General features: G+C 63.6%; 12 protein-coding genes. 4 read left to right on the top strand and 8 right to left on the bottom strand.

The window, feature by feature from the left end:
• Positions 1 to 116 precede the first annotated feature (116 nt).
• Positions 117 to 2,909, top strand: coding sequence for a valine--tRNA ligase (locus GJ695_RS14210; RefSeq protein ID WP_154365754.1), 2,793 nt, complete (start codon positions 117 to 119; stop codon positions 2,907 to 2,909).
• Between the two features lie 81 nt (positions 2,910 to 2,990).
• Here GJ695_RS14210 and GJ695_RS14205 read toward each other — a convergent pair whose 3' ends face one another.
• The 3 genes from GJ695_RS14205 to GJ695_RS14195 are packed head-to-tail and all read right to left on the bottom strand — an operon-like array spanning position 2,991 to position 7,491.
• A complete protein-coding gene (locus tag GJ695_RS14205; protein ID WP_154365753.1) occupies positions 2,991 to 3,956 on the bottom strand; it encodes a threo-3-hydroxy-L-aspartate ammonia-lyase in 966 nt (321 codons plus the stop codon).
• An 18-nt stretch (positions 3,957 to 3,974) separates the two neighbouring features.
• The gene (locus GJ695_RS14200) at positions 3,975 to 4,601 is read right to left on the bottom strand and encodes a helix-turn-helix transcriptional regulator (protein ID WP_154365751.1); all 627 of its coding nucleotides are present in this window, start codon (positions 4,599 to 4,601) and stop codon (positions 3,975 to 3,977) included.
• A gap of 52 nt (positions 4,602 to 4,653) precedes the next feature.
• The gene (locus tag GJ695_RS14195) at positions 4,654 to 7,491 is read right to left on the bottom strand and encodes a TonB-dependent receptor (RefSeq protein WP_154365749.1); all 2,838 of its coding nucleotides are present in this window, start codon (positions 7,489 to 7,491) and stop codon (positions 4,654 to 4,656) included.
• Between the two features lie 255 nt (positions 7,492 to 7,746).
• On the opposite strand from GJ695_RS14195, the gene GJ695_RS14190 reads away from it, so the two are divergent.
• Complete coding sequence (locus GJ695_RS14190) at positions 7,747 to 10,392, top strand: M1 family metallopeptidase (RefSeq protein ID WP_154365747.1); 2,646 nt, start codon at positions 7,747 to 7,749, stop codon at positions 10,390 to 10,392.
• 76 nt (positions 10,393 to 10,468) lie between these two features.
• On the top strand, positions 10,469 to 10,909 hold the full coding sequence (locus tag GJ695_RS14185; RefSeq protein ID WP_154356661.1) for a DUF2147 domain-containing protein: 441 nt from the start codon (positions 10,469 to 10,471) through the stop codon (positions 10,907 to 10,909).
• On the opposite strand, the gene GJ695_RS14180 is transcribed toward GJ695_RS14185, so the two are convergent.
• Entirely contained in the window at positions 10,910 to 11,671 is a 762-nt protein-coding gene (locus tag GJ695_RS14180; protein WP_154365746.1) for a ThuA domain-containing protein, read from the bottom strand.
• 70 nt (positions 11,672 to 11,741) lie between these two features.
• On the opposite strand from GJ695_RS14180, the gene GJ695_RS14175 reads away from it, so the two are divergent.
• Entirely contained in the window at positions 11,742 to 12,113 is a 372-nt protein-coding gene (locus GJ695_RS14175; protein ID WP_154365745.1) for a YbaN family protein, read from the top strand.
• Here the strand turns inward: GJ695_RS14175 and GJ695_RS14170 are convergent, their stop codons facing one another.
• From GJ695_RS14170 to ruvB, 4 genes are all read right to left on the bottom strand, one after another.
• A complete protein-coding gene (locus GJ695_RS14170; RefSeq protein ID WP_154365744.1) occupies positions 12,114 to 12,863 on the bottom strand; it encodes an SDR family oxidoreductase in 750 nt (249 codons plus the stop codon).
• Between the two features lie 76 nt (positions 12,864 to 12,939).
• Positions 12,940 to 13,866 (bottom strand): LysR family transcriptional regulator, encoded by a 927-nt coding sequence (locus GJ695_RS14165; protein ID WP_154365743.1) that lies wholly within the window; start codon positions 13,864 to 13,866, stop codon positions 12,940 to 12,942.
• Positions 13,859 to 14,320, bottom strand: a complete 462-nt coding sequence (locus tag GJ695_RS14160; protein WP_154365742.1) for a YaiI/YqxD family protein — start codon at positions 14,318 to 14,320, stop codon at positions 13,859 to 13,861. The genes GJ695_RS14165 and GJ695_RS14160 overlap by 8 nt, the downstream gene beginning before the upstream one ends.
• Positions 14,320 to 15,378, bottom strand: coding sequence for a Holliday junction branch migration DNA helicase RuvB (ruvB, locus tag GJ695_RS14155; RefSeq protein WP_154365741.1), 1,059 nt, complete (start codon positions 15,376 to 15,378; stop codon positions 14,320 to 14,322). Before ruvB ends, GJ695_RS14160 begins: the two co-directional genes overlap by 1 nt.
• Positions 15,379 to 15,400 lie beyond the last annotated feature (22 nt).

The raw sequence follows: 15,400 nt of genomic DNA, 5'->3' as shown, positions 1-15,400 counted from the left end.
GTCTCCTCGTTGTGATTATGATATTTTGCCACTGCCACAATAATGCGCAGCAGGGGCTGCGTCATCTATAATGGCTGTCTCCGCAAACGCATTTACTAAAATATATCAGCCATATCATGGAATTAGCCAAGTCTTTCGAGCCTGCCGACATTGAACAGTTCTGGCGTACCGAGTGGGAATCGCGCGGTTATTACACCGCCACCCTCGACGCCGGCAAGCCTTCTTTCAGCATCCAGCTGCCGCCGCCGAACGTCACCGGCACCCTGCACATGGGCCATGCCTTCAACCAGACCATCATGGATGGCCTGACCCGCTACCACCGCATGCTGGGCCATAACACGGCCTGGATTCCGGGCACCGACCACGCCGGCATCGCCACCCAGATCGTGGTGGAGCGCCAGCTCGACGCGCAGAAAATCTCGCGCCACGACCTGGGCCGCGAAGAGTTCATCAAGAAGGTCTGGGAGTGGAAAGAGAAATCCGGCTCCACCATCACCGGCCAGATGCGCCGCCTGGGCGCCTCGCCGGACTGGCAGCGCGAATACTTCACCATGGACGAGACGCGCTCGAAAGTGGTGACCGACGTCTTCGTGCGCCTGCACGAGCAAGGCCTGATCTACCGCGGCAAGCGCCTGGTCAACTGGGACCCGGTGCTGGGCACCGCCGTTTCCGACCTGGAAGTGGTGTCGGAAGAGGAAGACGGCTCGATGTGGTACATCAAGTACCCGCTGGCCGATGGCAGCGGCTCGCTGACCGTGGCCACCACCCGTCCTGAAACCATGCTGGGCGACGTCGCCGTGGCGGTCGATCCAACCGACGAACGCTACCAGGCGCTGGTCGGCAAGATGCTGACGCTGCCGCTGGTCGGCCGCGAAATCCCGATCATCGCCGACGAATACGTCGACAAGGCCTTCGGCACCGGCTGCGTGAAGATCACGCCGGCCCACGACTTCAACGACTACGCTGTCGGCCAGCGCCACAAGCTGGCGATGCCGTCGATCCTGACGCTGGAAGCCAAGATCACCGACGACGCGCCGGAAGCCTATCGCGGCATGGACCGCTTCGCGGCCCGCAAGCAGATCGTCGCCGACCTGGAAGCGCAGGGCCTGCTGGTCGAAGTCAAGCCGCACAAGCTGATGGTGCCGCGCGGCGACCGTACCGGCGTCGTCATCGAGCCGATGCTGACCGACCAGTGGTTCGTCGCCATGAGCAAGCCGGCGCCGGAAGGCACTTTCTTCCCGGGCAAATCGATCGCCGAAACGGCGCTGGAAAAAGTCGCCAGCGGCGACATCAAGTTCGTCCCTGAAAACTGGAGCAACACCTATAACCAGTGGCTCAACAACATCCAGGACTGGTGCATCTCGCGTCAACTGTGGTGGGGCCACCAGATTCCGGCCTGGTACGACGACAACGGCAACATCTACGTCGCCAAGACCGAGGCGGAAGCTGTCGCAAAGGCCGCCGCGCAAGGCGTCACCACGCCGCTGCGCCGCGACAACGACGTGCTGGACACCTGGTTCTCGTCCGCGCTGGTGCCGTTCTCGACGCTGGGCTGGCCGGAAGAAACGCCGGACCTGAAAGCCTTCCTGCCATCGTCGGTGCTGGTGACCGGCTTCGACATCATCTTCTTCTGGGTGGCGCGCATGGTGATGTTCACCCTGCACTTCACCGGCAAGGTGCCGTTCGAGACCGTCTACGTGCACGGCCTGGTGCGCGACTCGCAGGGCCAGAAGATGTCCAAGTCCAAGGGCAACACGCTGGACCCGATCGACCTGATCGACGGCATCGGCATCGATGCGCTGGTGGAGAAACGCACCACCGGCCTGATGAACCCGAAAGCGGCCGAGAAGATCGCCAAGGCCACCCGCAAGGAATTCCCGGAAGGTATCGCTGCCTACGGTACGGACGCGGTGCGTTTCACGATGGCGTCGTACGCCTCGCTGGGCCGCAACATCAACTTCGACCTGGGCCGCGCCGAAGGCTACCGCAACTTCTGCAACAAGCTGTGGAACGCCACCCGCTTCGTGCTGATGAACACGGAAGAGAAGGATTGCTCCGCTTCCGAAGCCGACCTGTCGAACGCCGACAAGTGGATCATCTCGCTGCTGCAAAAGGCCGAGCTGGACGTGGCCAAGGGCTTCGAAGACTACCGCTTCGACAACATCGCTTCGACCATCTACAAGTTCGTGTGGGACGAGTACTGCGACTGGTATCTGGAAGTGGCCAAGGTGCAGGTCCAGAACGGCACCGAAGGCCAGCAGCGCGCCACCCGTCATACGCTGCTGCGCGTGCTGGAAGTGGTGCTGCGTCTGGCCCATCCGGTGATTCCGTTCGTGACCGAAGCGCTGTGGCAGGCGGTTGCGCCGCTGGCCGGCAAGACCGGCGATTCGATCATGCTGCAGCCGTATCCGATCGCGAATACCGCCAACATCGACGAGTCGGCCGAGGCGTGGATGCAGCAGCTGAAGGCGCTGATCGATGCGACCCGTAATCTGCGCGGTGAAATGCAACTGGCGCCGTCGCTGCGCGTGCCGCTGATCGTCGAGCCGGGCAATGCGGCCGACAAGGAAGCGCTGGCGCTGTGCGCGCCGTATATTCAGGCGCTGGGCAAGCTGGCGGAAGTGCAGATTGTTGATGCGCTGCCGGATTCGCCAGCGGCGGTGGCGGTGGTTGGCACGACCAAGCTGATGCTGAAGGTGGAGATCGACGTCAAGGCCGAGCGTGAGCGTTTGAGCAAGGAGATCACGCGTCTGGAAGGCGAGATCAACAAGGCTAACGGCAAGCTGTCGAATGAGAGCTTCGTGGCGCGTGCGCCGGCTGAGGTGGTGGCGCAGGAGAAGGAACGCGTGGCCAACTTCTCGGCGACGCTGGACAAGATGCGCGAGCAGATTGCCAAGTTGCCGGCTTAAACCCGCACGGCCAGGTGGGGTCTGACCCTTTGGGTCAGACCCCTAAGTGGTACGGCATGCGTATCGCTTGGCTTGCGGGTCTCAGGCCAGTAGTTCGGCGTAGCGGGCGATGTCCACATTGCCCCCGCTGATGATGATGCCGACGCGCTTGCCTTGCAGTTGGGTTTTGATGGCGCGTGCGGCAGCCAGCCCCAGGCCGCCAGTCGGTTCAATCACCATTTTCATGCGCGCGGCGACGAAGCGCATTTCGGCGCGCAGCTGTTCGTCGCTCACCGTCAGGATGTCATCCACGTCGCGCTGGATGATCGGGAACGTCAAATTGCCCAGGTGCTGGGTTTGCGCGCCGTCGGCAATCGTCTTCGGCGTCTCGATGTGCACGATGCTGCCGCTGCGGAATGATTGCTGGCCGTCGTTGCCGGCTTCCGGCTCCACGCCGTAGATCTTCGCCGCCGGCGACAGTGCGCGCGTTGCCAGCGCGGTTCCGCTCAGCAGTCCGCCGCCGCCCAAGGGCGCGAATACGTAGTCCAGACGCCCCACCTCCTCCAGCAATTCTTTTGCCGCCGTGCCCTGCCCGGCGATCACGTCCGCATGGTCGTAGGGCGGGATCAGCGTCAGGCCGTGCTTGGCGGCCAGGTCGCGGCCGATCTGTTCGCGGTCTTCCGTGTAGCGATCATAGATCACCACTTGCGCACCGTAGCCGCGCGTCGCGGCGATCTTGGCGGCCGGGGCGTCATGCGGCATGACGATGGTCGCCGGAATGCCCAGCAGCTTGGCCGACAGGGCCACCGCCTGCGCGTGATTGCCCGACGAGAAAGCCACCACGCCCGCCTTGCGCTGCTCCGGCGTAAACTTGGCCAGCGAGTTGTAGCCGCCGCGGAATTTGAACGCGCCCATGCGCTGGAAGTTCTCGCACTTGAAGAAGATTTCCGCGCCCAGCTCGGTATTGGCCGTGGTCGAGGTCAGCACCGGCGTGCGGTGGGCGACGCCGGCAATCCGCTCGGAAGCGGCAACCACGTCTTCAAAGGTAGGCAGTTTCAGTTCACTCATGATTTTTCCTGTAGTGGATTAGCGCGCATCGTTGTAGACGGTGGCGCGGGAGACGTTGAGGTAGGCGGCGACGATGTCCATCGCCCGGCGCACTTCGCTCAGGCCGGATTCCTTCAGTTCGCGCATCAGCGCCTTGCGCTCCTCGGACTTCAGCGCGCGCGGCGTGGTGCCCAGGCGCGCGGCGAACTGGTCGATGCGCTGGCGGATGGCGTCGGCGCCGCTCGGCGCCATGGTTTCCGTGATGGCGGCGGCCGTATCCACGCTGCCGAATTGCGTCAGCATGGTGTTCAGGCTGCGGAACACGGTCAGGTCCACGTTCAGGCACAGCGCGGCGATGTAGTGGCCCTGGCTGTCCTTGATGCCGATCGAGGTGCTCTTGGCCAGGCGGCCGTCGGGGAAGGTGTTGGGATAGTTGGCGATGACCTGCTCGAACGCCGGATCGGCCGCGCGCGCGAGGCCCAGCTCGGTCGCCGGCGCGCCGACATCGCGGCCCGACAGGTTGTTGTGGATCGCCAGGATGGCGTGTTCCGGCTCGGTCAGGTCGTGCAGCACCACTTCGCAGAAGGGCGCGAGCGTTTTGCCCAGCCCTTCCGCGACTTGCTGCATCTGCGCGAGCAGATTCTGATGTTCAGCTGTTTTTTTCATCTGCACATATTATCTTATTTTAGATAATATGTGCAGTTTTAGATCAAAACCATCAGAACGTGTAGTTCACCCCCACGTTGACGAAGCGGCCAATCGCACCGGCCGAGTGCAGCGACAGGTTGTATGGCCGGCCGCTGCCGTAGGTGCTGACGTCCACCGGCGGCGCCTGGTTGAACAGGTTGGTCACCGAAGCGTGGAAGGTCCACTGCTTGTCCAGCTTGTAATGCGCCGACAGGTCGGTTTCCAGGAACGAATGCACCTTGCAGAACTGCGCAGGCGTATTCCCCTCCGGGAAAATACCGTTCATGGTGCCGCCGTCGGCGCAGGTCAGCTGGCCGCTGGTCGGGTCGGTCAGGTTGTAGCTGGAAATCCAGTGGAAGGTGGTGGCGACATCCCACTTGCCTTTTTCCCAGGTCAGCTCCAGTTGCGCACGGTCCTTCGGATTGGCGGTGTCGGCGCCAATGCCTGCCGGACCGTGGCCGCCGGCCAGCTCATACGCCACGCCGCCGATGTTCATCACATAGCTGAACGCGTGGGCGAACTGGAACTCGGTTTTCAGACGGCCGTAATCACCCAGGTTGAAGCGGTAGCGGGTGTCGAATTCCATGCCGCGCGTGCGGGTGCTGTTGGCGTTGATCGGCGTCGCCGGGTAGTAGGCGATCCGGCCCACAGTCGGCGTGCAGGTGTAGGTGCCGCCGTTGCCGTCGGCGCAATCGCTCGGCTCCGGCGAATTGCGCACCGGCGTGCCGGACAGCGGGCCGCCGACGATCTGGTCCTTGACGGTGATCTGATACAGGTCGATCGCCGTGCTCCAGCCCTTGACCGGTTCCAGGATCAGGCCCAGCGTGGCGGACACCGATTTCTCCGGCTTCAGGTCGGGATTGGTGGTGGTCAGGCCGATCAGCGATTCGTTACACGAAGCGATCACGGTGCCGCGCGGATACTGGCCGTTGGCCTGGTAGCCGGAGGCGCACAGGATCGGGTCGGCATTGCTGCCGACGCCGCCGCTGCTGGCGGAGTTGCCGTTCTCGGCCGGACCCGGCGCGCGGAAGCCTTTCGACAGCGTGCCACGCAAGGCGATGGCGTCGGTCGGCATGTATTTGAACGCCAGCTTCGGCGTGGTCGAATTGCCGGCCAGGCTGTAGTGGTCGAAACGCACGGCGCCGTCGATTTCCAGGTTCTTCAGCACCGGCGCCACGAATTCCATGTAGGCCGAACTCGCGGTCTCGGAACCGAAGGCATAGGCGCCGTTGGTGTTGCCGTCCGCGTTGGGCATGGCCGGCGCCGACAGCTTGGTCTTGAAGGTTTCGGCGCCGATACTGACCATCAGGTCGCCGCCCGGCAGGCTGGCCACGGGGCGCGAGCCGTGCAGCTCTGCAAAACTCAGTTCCGAGGTGTCATACGAGGACACGTTGCGGAAGATGGCCGCCATGTCTTCCGGCGTATTCTGGCCATACACCAGATACGGATTGGTCGCGCGGTTCAGCGCCGCGTTCAGCGCCGGCACGTTCAGGTTGCCCGTGCTGTTGCGGTCCAGGTTGTTGCGCGTGTAGCCGATCGAGGCGTCGATGTCCCACGACGCCCAGTTGCCGGTCACATCCGCCACCAGGCGGTAGGCCTTGGAGTCGGTGGTGATGTTGCGGTCCGGCGCGCCGGGGATCGGGCCGCGCAGGATGGCGGCGACGCCGAACGGGTTGCCCGGATAATTGGCCGGCACGCGGATCGTCGGAATCGCGGTGCCAGCCAGATAGTGCGGCGGCACGCCGGACAGCATTTCCAGCTGCTGGCCATACGACGACGGGAAGTTGGTGAAGCCCTGCGGCAGGCGCACCTTGCTCTCGAACATGGACGCCTTGATGTCGGCCTGCCAGCCGTTGCCCAGGTTCTTGGTCAGGCTGGCGATCAGGTTGATGTTCTCGGTCTTCGGCTGGATTTCCTTGTACGGATCGTCATAGGCGCAGCCGCCCGACGCCAGTTGCGCGTAGCTGCTGCAGGCCGAGCCGGGGAAGAAGCCGAAGGCGGCGCTGTTGTTGGCGCCGGGCACGCGCGTCACGTTCGGATTCAGGAAGTATGGCGACAAGGTCAGCGGCGCGGTGTTCTGCGGCGTGATGACGCCGGTGGCCTTGTTGCTGCCGCCGTAGGCCGACATGTCGAGCGCCTGCCAGGTGCCGCCGTCGGCGCGCTGGTTGTAGCGGATCGAATCTTGATGGCGGTATTCGGCGCTGAAGTAGGCGTTGTAGCCGTCCTTGTCGAGATCGCCCAGGCCGTGCGTGATGGTGGCGTGGCTGGTCTGGCCGCCGCCCTGGGTCGCGCGTCCGCCCTCGGCCGAGAGGAAGGTGCCGGTCAGGTTTTTCTTCAGGATCACGTTGACCACGCCGGCCATCGCGTCCGAGCCGTAGACAGCCGAGGCGCCGTCCTTCAGGATCTCGATCCGCTCGACCGAGTCGAACGGAATGTTGGAGATGTCGACAAACGAGCGCGAGCCGTCGTCCGCCAGCGGATACGGCGCCATGCGGTGGCCGTCGATCAGCACCAGCGTGGCGTTGTCGTTCAGGCCGCGCAGCGAGATGCCGGCGCCGCCGGCGGCAAAGCCGCCCGAGAAGGTCTGGCTCAACGTGCCGGCGCCGTTGGCGGTGATGTGTTGCAGCACGTCGGCCACCGAGGTGTAACCGGAGTTTTTCAGATCGGCGGCCGTCAGCACCTGCACCGGGCTGGGCGTTTCGGCGTCGGCGCGGCGAATGAAACTGCCGGTGATTTCAACCTTGGTGATCGGTGGCTCGGCCTGCGCGTCCGCCTGCGCCATCGCCGGTGAAATGAAGACAGCCGAAAACGCGCCGGCGGTGATCAGTTGCGTGATCGCCAGCGGAATAGCTTTCAAATTTCTGGACATCAAAACTCCCTTTTTAGATTATTTAATACCTTTCAGATGGATACGCGCAGCGTCCTGCAGCGTGCTAAACGGTTTAGATCGAATAAAATATAGGTATGCGAAATTCGCATGTCAAATGCAACATGCAAGCATCGTTGTGTTTAGTGAATCTGCACGCATCAAACACAAACTCTGCAACAACGGTTGACGATAGCGATATTTCCGGCATAGATTTAGTCGGATTTACTTCACGCGCCTTCAGGAGATGTCTTCGTCATGCACAGTTTGCTTTTGCCCCGTACCCTGCTTGCCAGCGCCGCCGCGCTGCTGTTGAATGCCGCATCGGCCGCGCCCGCGCCGCAGCAAGCCCCGTTCTCCTTCGACCAGGCGCCGGGGCATTTGCCGAAGAATGTCATCCCCGTCAACTACGACGTCAGCATCGTGCCCGACGTGGACAAACGCACCTTGCGCGGCAAGGAAACCGTCGAGTTGCTGTTCCGTGAAGCCAGCGCCACCATCCAGTTCAACGCCATCGACATGCGCTTCCAGCAGGTGCGCTTTGACGGCAAGCCGGTCAAGAGCACGGTGATCGACGCCAAGCGCCAGATCGTGTCCGTCACCCTGCCCAAGCCGGCCGCGCCCGGCAACCACACGCTGACGCTGGCCTACACCGCCAAGATCGAGACCGGCCCGCGCGGCCTGTTCGCCCAGCCTTTCGTCAAACCGGATGGCAGCAAGGACATCCTGCTGTCGACCCAGTTCGAAGCCACCGATGCGCGCCGCATGTTCCCGTGCTGGGATGAGCCGGCGTTCCGCTCGACCTTCCAGCTGACCACCACCACGCCGGCCAAGTGGGTGTCGATCTCCAACATGCCGGTGACCAAACGCACGGTGAAAGGCGACACCGCCACCACCAGCTTCGCGCGCTCGCCGAAGATGCCGTCCTACCTGATCGAGCTCACCAGCGGCGACATGGCCAGCATCAGCACCAAGGCCGGCAACACCGACATCAATGTGTGGGCGGTGCGCGGCCAGGAACAGAACGGCGCCGTAGCGCTGAGCAATGCGCGCCAGATCCTGCTCGATTACAACGAATATTTCGACCACCCGTTCCCGCTGCCGAAGCTGGACGCCATCGCCGTGCCGGGCGGCTTCCAGGGCGCGATGGAAAACTGGGGCGCGATCACTTACAACGACCAGACTTTATTACTGACGCCGGCCTCCACCATCGACAACCGCCAGCTGGTGTTCAGCATCGAGGCGCACGAGATGGCGCACCAGTGGTTCGGCGACCTGGTGACCATGGGCTGGTGGGATGACATCTGGCTCAACGAAAGCTTTGCTTCCTGGCTCACCGCCAAGGAAACCGAGATGCGCAATCCGACCTGGCATGTGCGCGAGCAGGAAGACGGCGGCAAGGAAGCGGCCATGCGCGTCGACGCCCGCATCGATTCGAAACCGGTGCACAACCCGGTCATCGACGAACTGGCGCCGGAGAACGGCGCCGACGGCCTGATCATCTACAACAAGGGCCAGGCGGTGTTGCGCATGCTGGAAGCGTATATCGGCCCGGACACCTTCCGCACCGGCATCCGCGCCTACATGAAGGACCGCGCCTATTCCAACGCCACCAGCGTCGATCTGTGGAACGCCTTGAGCAAGGCCAGCGGCAGCGATATCGGCGCACTGGCGCATCTGTGGATCAACCAGCCCGGCTTCCCGATCGTCTCGGTGGCGGCCACCTGTGACGCCGCCGGCGCGCGCACCATCCAGCTGACGCAGCAACGCTTCCTGCTGCAAGGCAGCGACACGGCACATCAGCACTGGAACGTGCCGCTGCGCCTGCGCATCGGCGCCGACGCCCAGCCGCAATCGCTGCTGTTCACCGAACCGGGACAACGCGTGGCGGCCGGCCGCTGCGACCAGGCGCTGAGCATCAACGCCGGCGCCGACGGCTTCTTCCGCACCGCCTACGACGACGCCACGCTGCACACCAATGCCCAGCAGTTCCGCAGCCTGCCGGCCGGCGACCGCATCGCGCTGCTGGACGACCAGTGGGCACAGGTGGAACAGGGCACGCAGCCGCTGGCTTCCTACCTGTCGCTGGTGGCCGCCATGGGCGACGATCCCAACGAGCGGGCCTGGAACCAGATCATTGAAGCGCTATCGACGGTGGAACAGGCCGAGCGCGGCACGCCCGGCCATGCGGCCTACCTGGCCTACGCCAGCAAGCTGCTGAAACCGGTGGCGACGCGCCTGGGCTGGCAGCCTGCGGCCGACGAGACCGCCGGCGTGCAGCGCCTGCGCCGCAGCATCATCGGCCGGCTCGGCGCCTGGGGCGATCAGGAAATCGTGGCGCAGGCGCGGCAGCGCTTTGCCGCCTTCCTGAAGGACCGCCAGAGCATCACGCCCGACGAGCAGGGCATGATCCTGACCATCGTCGCGCAGAACGCCGACGCCGCCACCTTCGAGCAGTTGCACGCGGTGGCCAAGGGCGCCGCCAATGAAACCGAGGTGCGCCGCTATTATCCGATCCTGATGCGCGTGCGCGATCCGCAACTGGCGGCGCAGGCGGCGGCCATCGCGCTGTCGCCGGAGATTCCGGCGCAGGCCGAAGTGCTGCGGCTGGGACTGGTGTTCGGCCTGAACGACGCCAATCCGCAACTGTCGTGGCAGACCTTCACCACCAATGTCGACCGGCTGACCGCATCGAATCCGGGCAACCGTCCGAACGTGCTGGCCAAGAGCACGCCGGGCGTCTACTGGAGCAGCGTGCCGCTGGATAAGATGTCGGAGTGGATCAAGGCGCATCTGGACGCCGGCATGACGTCGACGCTGGAGGACAATCTGGCTTACGCCCGCTTCCGCCTCGATGAAAAAGCCCGCCTGGTGCAGGCCGCCAACCAGATCACCGGAGGCTAGAAAACCGACGAAGCCCTCTAATCGGAGTGCTCCTGTGTGTGCCATCATTGGCACACAACAACCATAGGAGACCTCCATGAAATTCATCGCCTTCATCGCCACAGCCGTACTGTCGATCTCGCCGGCCTTTGCCGACAGCAGCTCGCCAGTCGGCCTGTGGAAAAACATCGACGACGTCAGCGGCAAGCCGAAGGCGCTGATCCGCATCACCGAAAACAACGGTGTTCTGCAAGGCAAGATCGAACAACTGTTCCGCGAGCCGAACGAAGACCCGTCGCCGAAATGCGAAAAATGCGACGACGCCCGCAAGGACCAGCCCATCCTCGGCATGACCATCCTGTCCGGCCTGAAGAAAGACGGCGATGAATATGCCGGCGGCGAAATCCTCGACCCGAACAACGGCAAGGTCTACAAGAGCAAGATGCACCTGACCGACGGCGGCAAGAAACTCAGCGTGCGCGGCTACATCGGCGTACCGATGCTGGGCCGCTCGCAGACCTGGGTGCGCCAGGAGTAATTACGGCTTGACGCCCTTGCCGGTGGCGGTCCACCAGATGCCACCCATCAGGTGCGCCAGGTATTGCGGGTCCTTGTACATATTGCCGTCATGCCCCAGCGCCGTGACGAATACGCGGCTCTTGTCGACGTAGTGATACCAGCTCACCGGATGGTCCTTGCCCATGCCGTGCGACACCTGCCCCGGCCAGATCTTGGTCGGGTCGTAGCTGCTCTCGTCGACGTTCAGCACCGGATTGATCCTGATCTTGTACGGATCGTCGAACACATACCATTCATCGCTCCAGATCCAGTGGTCCGGCAGGCCGAAGGCGGCCGGGAATTTTTTGTCGACCACGTCGGCCACGCCGGTTTGCAGCATCGGGTGCGTGCCGACGTGGCGGCCAATCAGCTTTTCAAACCACGGCCAGGTGTTCGGCGGAATGATCAGCGAGCGGTGCACCAGCATGGCGTTGCCGCCGGCTTTCATGTAGTCCTCGAACTTCTTGCGGCGCGCCTCGTTCAGCTCTTCCGGCGGCGTGTTCAGGAACATCACGGCGGCGTATTGGCTCAGGTCGCCATCGAAGACTTCCGGCTTGTTGGTGTAGGTCATTTCGAACGCATGCAGCTTGCCGAGCTTTTCAAAACTGTCGCGCGCCACCGGGATGTATTCATAGTGGTACTTGCTCGGCATGGCCAACACCAGGATCTTGTACTGCGTGTCGGCCCGGGCACTGGACATCATCACGACACCGGCCAGGACGGCCAGCAGGATTTTCTTCATCGTCTCCTCCATTGAAGTTAGCGCTATCATTTTTGTCATAGTCTAACCCAAGGTGATACGATTTGGCTAAATGAAAATAATTCTCAACACCATAGGTGTGCTGGCGGTGATACTGGGCGTGCTCGGCATCTTTCTGCCGTTGCTGCCGACCACGCCCTTCCTGCTATTGGCCTCCGCCTGCTTCGCCCGCGCCTCGCCGCGACTGCACAACTGGCTGCAAACCAACCGCGTCTTCGGCAAGTATCTGCGCGATTATGAAAACGGCCGCGGCATACCGCTGCGCGGCAAGATCTGGGTGCTGATCTTCATGTGGGGATCGATGAGCTATTCGATCTGGCGCACCGACCACCTGTGGGTGCGCCTCCTGGTCGTGCTCATCGGCGCCGGCGTGACCATCTACCTTACCCGCTTCGTCCCCACCATGCGCATCGAGAAGAAGTGATTACGTGGCCTGCTTGGTCGGCATGACGACGACCTGCTGCAGATTCACGTGCTTAGGCTGGGCGGCCAGGAAAGCGACGACTTCGGCCACGTCCTGCGGCTGCAGGAATTCCATGCTCTGCGCCGCGCCGGCAAACCAGTCCTTGGCGCCCTGGAAGGTCCAGTGACCTTGCAGTTCGGTCTCGGTGATGCCCGGCTCGATCAGCGATACGCGGATGTCCTTCGGTCCCAGTTCCGCGCGCAGGTGGCGGCTCAGGTGGCTGACGTAAGCCTTGGTGCCACTGTAGACCGCGAAGTATGGATAGATGTTCTGCGCGGCGATCGACGAGGTGTTGATCAGGTCCACCGTGGCGCCCTGTTCCGCGCTCTTGACCAGTTGCGGGACAAAAGCCGAGATCACGCGCATCACGCCGGTCACGTTCAAATCTATTTGGTGTTCCCACGCAGCGGTTTCACGCGCTTCGATGGCGCCCGGCAGCATCACGCCGGCATTGTTGAAGACCAGGTTGGCCGGACCGTAAGCGCTCTCCACCGCGGCAGCAGCGGCATCGACCGACGCCTGGTCGGTGACATCGACCGCCAGCGCCAGCGCTTCACCGCCGGCGGCGCGGATTTCATTGACAGCCTGGTCCAGCACTTCCTTGCGGCGCGCCAGCAAGGCGACTTTGGCGCCGCGTGCGGCCAGCAGTTTGGCGGTGGAAAGGCCGATGCCGCTCAAAGCACCGGTAATGACAGCAACGCGATTGTTCATGGTAGTTCTCCTGTTGGGTTGAAAGACAGGTGAACTATAGACGTGCCAGCACAACCAAAGTAGTAGCTATATGCCGTTACAGCGGCAACTTAAAGTTGATGCAAAATTCCTGGCTGTTGAGCAGACGCTCGACAATGAAATCGACGAAGCGGCGCACGCGGGCCGGCATGTCCGCCCGCTGCGGGAAGTACAGGTAAAAGCCCATGCGCTCGCTGACATACCCGGTCAGCAGCGGTTTCAGCAGGCCGGCGCGGATGGCGGCGGTGGCGTTGATGCTGTCGATCTGGCCGATACCGATGCCGGCCAGCACAGCGTGCATCTCGGTGTCCGGATCGTTGCTGAGCAGGACAGGCTGCACGTGGTGGAACACGGTGTCGCCGTCGATCTCGAATTCCCAGGCCATCGGGCGGCCGCTGCCGGGCTGGCGGTAGGCGGTACAGCGATGCGACTGCAAATCCTGCAAGGTGCGCGGCACGCCGTGCCGCTTCAGGTAATCCGGCGAAGCGCAGACGATCTGCTGCACCGCGAACAAACGGCGGCTGACGATCTGCGCATCGGGCGCATTGCCGCCACGGAAGCCAACGTCGATGCGGTCGTGGACCAGGTCGCTGAAGCCGTCTTCCTGGATCAGATCGATCTGAATGCCGGGATAGGTCAGCTGGAACTCGGCCAGCAAGGGCATCAGGATGCGGCGACCCATCGAGCCGGAGGCGGCCACGCGTATCGTGCCCTCGTCCTCGCGCGCGGCGCTGCGGGCGCGGGCCAGCGCACCGACCACGCCGTCCATGCTGGGCTTGATCGATTCCAGCAGGCGCTGGCCTTCCTCGGTCAGCGAACTGTTGCGCGTGGTGCGGTGGAACAGCCGCACGCCGAGGTGCTGCTCGAACTGGCGGATGGTCTTGCTGACGGCTTGCGGCGTGGTGCCCTGCGCTTCGGCGACCTTGTTGAAGCTGCCCAATTCGGCAGCCCGGATAAAGGTCGAGATGGCGCGCAGTTCATCCATGGCTGCTGCGCTTGCGCTTGGCCAGGTGGCGGTCCAGGCTGTTGGCGAAGCTCTGCCGGTCCGACTGGCTGAAGGCGGCCGGGCCGCCGGTGTCGACGCCGCTGCCGCGCAGCTCGTCCATGAAGGCGCGCATGGTCAGCATCTGCGCGATGTTGTCGTTGGTGTAGAACTCGCCGCGCGGGTTGAGCGCGTAGCCGCCCTTCTTCAGCACGTCCGACGCCAGCGGGATGTCGCCGGTGACGACCAGGTCGCCAGGCTCCAGCAACCGCACGATTTCCTGGTCGGCCACGTCGGCGCCGGACGGCACCTGCACCGAGCGGATGAAGCGCGACGGCGGCACGCGCAGCAGCTGGTTGGCCACCAGCGTGACCTGCATCTGCATGCGGTCGGCCACGCGGTAGAGGATTTCCTTGATGACGGCGGGACAGGCGTCGGCGTCGACCCAGATCTGCATTACAGATCGCTCCACAATTCGCCGTTGGGGCTGATGCGCGGCGGCGTCACGCCGAAGTGTTTGTAGGCCGCCGGCGTGGCGACGCGGCCGCGTGGCGTGCGCTGCAGGAAGCCTTGCTGGATCAGGTACGGTTCCAGCACGTCTTCGATCGTATCGGCCGCTTCGCCGATGGCCGCCGCCAGGTTGCCGATGCCCACCGGGCCGCCGCCGAATTTGTACAGCACCGCTTCGAGCAGCTTGCGGTCCATCACGTCGAAGCCGACGGTGTCGACGTCGAGCATGACCAGCGCGGCGTCGGCGACGGCCTTGGTGATTTCGCCATTGCTCTTTACTTCGGCGTAGTCGCGCACGCGGCGCAGCAGGCGGTTGGCGATACGCGGCGTGCCGCGCGCGCGGCGGGCGATTTCATGGGCGCCTTCCGGATCGATGACGGCTTTCAGCAGCGCGGCGCTGCGGGTGACGATCTGCGTCAGTTCGCTGGTGTTGTAGAACTCCAGGCGGGCGACAATGCCGAAGCGGTCGCGCAGCGGATTGGTCAGCATGCCGGCGCGGGTGGTGGCGCCGACCAGCGTGAACGGTTGCAGGTCCAGCTTGACCGAGCGGGCCGCCGGGCCTTCGCCGATCATGATGTCGATCTGGTAGTCCTCCAGCGCCGGGTACAGGATCTCTTCGACTACCGGCGACAGGCGGTGGATTTCGTCGATGAACAGGACGTCGTTGGCTTCCAGGTTGGTCAGGATGGCGGCCAGGTCGCCGGGGCGTTCCAGCACCGGGCCGGAGGTCTGGCGCAGGTTGACGCCCATCTCGCGCGCGATGATGTTGGCCAGCGTGGTTTTACCCAGGCCTGGCGGGCCGAACAGCAGCGTGTGGTCGAGCGCTTCCTTCCGCTTGCGGGCGGCGGAGATGAAGATTTCCAGCTGGTCACGGATCTTGGACTGCCCGACGTATTCATCGAGATGCTTGGGGCGCAACGCGCGCTCGATCGCCTCTTCGTTGGGCGAGGACGGGGCGGCATCGATGATGCGCTGTTCGGTAAAGTTGTCGGTCTGGATGCTCATCCCAGCATTTTACCCTGCCTCG

Origin of the sequence: Duganella alba (genome assembly GCF_009674495.1) — a bacterium.
In the GTDB taxonomy this organism is placed as follows: domain Bacteria; phylum Pseudomonadota; class Gammaproteobacteria; order Burkholderiales; family Burkholderiaceae_D; genus Rugamonas; species Rugamonas alba.
This window is presented reverse-complemented; position numbering and strand designations above follow the sequence as displayed.

Bases quoted from the DNA above. Each gene is read 5' to 3' on its own strand.
- GJ695_RS14210 (WP_154365754.1), top strand. From the start codon at position 117: ATGGAATTAGCCAAGTCTTTCGAGCCTGCCGACATTGAACAGTTCTGG.
- GJ695_RS14205 (WP_154365753.1), bottom strand. From the start codon at position 3,956: ATGAGTGAACTGAAACTGCCTACCTTTGAAGACGTGGTTGCCGCTTCC.
- GJ695_RS14200 (WP_154365751.1), bottom strand. From the start codon at position 4,601: ATGAAAAAAACAGCTGAACATCAGAATCTGCTCGCGCAGATGCAGCAA.
- GJ695_RS14195 (WP_154365749.1), bottom strand. From the start codon at position 7,491: ATGTCCAGAAATTTGAAAGCTATTCCGCTGGCGATCACGCAACTGATC.
- GJ695_RS14190 (WP_154365747.1), top strand. From the start codon at position 7,747: ATGCACAGTTTGCTTTTGCCCCGTACCCTGCTTGCCAGCGCCGCCGCG.
- GJ695_RS14185 (WP_154356661.1), top strand. From the start codon at position 10,469: ATGAAATTCATCGCCTTCATCGCCACAGCCGTACTGTCGATCTCGCCG.
- GJ695_RS14180 (WP_154365746.1), bottom strand. From the start codon at position 11,671: ATGAAGAAAATCCTGCTGGCCGTCCTGGCCGGTGTCGTGATGATGTCC.
- GJ695_RS14175 (WP_154365745.1), top strand. From the start codon at position 11,742: ATGAAAATAATTCTCAACACCATAGGTGTGCTGGCGGTGATACTGGGC.
- GJ695_RS14170 (WP_154365744.1), bottom strand. From the start codon at position 12,863: ATGAACAATCGCGTTGCTGTCATTACCGGTGCTTTGAGCGGCATCGGC.
- GJ695_RS14165 (WP_154365743.1), bottom strand. From the start codon at position 13,866: ATGGATGAACTGCGCGCCATCTCGACCTTTATCCGGGCTGCCGAATTG.
- GJ695_RS14160 (WP_154365742.1), bottom strand. From the start codon at position 14,320: ATGCAGATCTGGGTCGACGCCGACGCCTGTCCCGCCGTCATCAAGGAA.
- ruvB (WP_154365741.1), bottom strand. From the start codon at position 15,378: ATGAGCATCCAGACCGACAACTTTACCGAACAGCGCATCATCGATGCC.